This window comes from Paenibacillus sp. E194, assembly GCF_000935845.1.
In the GTDB taxonomy this organism is placed as follows: Bacteria; Bacillota; Bacilli; order Paenibacillales; family Paenibacillaceae; genus Paenibacillus_B; species Paenibacillus_B alvei_B.
On record NZ_JMDX01000496.1, the window covers coordinates 1 to 1,313 of the forward strand.

Sequence of the window (1,313 nt, forward strand, 5' to 3'; positions counted from 1 at the left end):
CGATCGCTCTGGATGCTCCGCCACTTCATGCAGCCATCGCTCGAAGTGTACCGCCATCCGCTCGATGGTTGACGCGTCGAACAAGTCCGTGCTGTACTCGAAGCTGACGCGCATACCCTCTTCGGCTTCTTGCACGCCTACCGTCAAGTCGAACTTCGCGACCGACATAAAGCTGCTTATCGTGTCCATCCGGCATTCCGAGTCCATCGGCAGCTCGCTCGGACGGCTTTGCAGCGTAAACACCGTCTGAAACAATGGCGCATAGCTCGCCGAGCGCTCTGGCTGCAGCGCCGCCACGATCTTCTCAAACGGGATGTCCTGATGCTCCTGCGCTTTCCATGCTTTCCCGCGCACTTGCGACACCAACTCCCGGAAGCTCGGATTGGCCGACATATCCGCACGGTACACAAGGGTATTAACAAAGAATCCGATCATCCTCTCGATTTCCCCGTAATGCCGGTTCGCAATCGGACTGCCGACAGCGATATCCGTCTGTCCCGTATAGCGGGAGAGGAAACCTTGGTAGGCGGCGAGCAGCGTCATGAATAACGTCGCTCCCTCTTGACGACTGAGCGCTTTTAGCTTGATGAGCAAATCGGCCGGAAGCTCCGTTTCATACCGCTCTCCCCGGTAGCTTTGCTGCGCTGGACGCGGACGATCCGTCGGCAGCTGCAGCACAGGCAGTTCCCCGCCCAGTTCTTCCTCCCAGTACGCCAACTGACGGTTCATCACGTCTTCACTCAGCCAGTTCCGCTGCCAATGCGCGTAGTCGGCATATTGCAAGGATAGCGGTGCCAATGCCGCTGGTTGCCCTCCCGCAAACGCCTCATATAGTGCGAGCCATTCCCGGACGAAAATGTCCAGAGACCATCCGTCAAATATGATATGGTGCAGCGTGCACAGCAGCACCCAATCGTTCTCTCCCATCGTGATGGCCTGCGCCCGGATTAACGGTCCCTCAGCCAGTTGGAACGGCTTGTCTGCCTCCGCTTGCATGAGCGACTTCATCTCGCGCTCCCTATCCTCGCTTGCCAGATGGCGAAGGTCCGTCACAGGCAGACGCTCAGGCTGGTGTTCGCGAATGATCTGCACCGGCTCGCCGTTCGCCTCGCCAATGACGGTGCGCAGCGCTTCATGACGTTGAATCAGCGCATCGTAGGCTTGTTCCAACGCGTCCAGCTTCCAGGCTCCCTGCAACCGCCATGCGCATGGAATATTGTACAGCGGACTGTTCGGTTCCAGTTGATCGAGGAACCAGAGCCGCTGCTGGGCATACGATGCCGGCATATGCACGCCTCGTTCCACCGCTTGAA

At 58.5% G+C, this 1,313-nt stretch carries 1 protein-coding gene; it reads right to left on the reverse strand.

Features of this window, described 5'->3' with window-relative positions; translation table 11 throughout:
- Nucleotides 1-1,287: condensation domain-containing protein (locus AZ66_RS29180; RefSeq protein WP_231587105.1), on the reverse strand; the 1,287-nt coding region annotated here is incomplete at its 3' end.
- Nucleotides 1,288-1,313 lie beyond the last annotated feature (26 nt).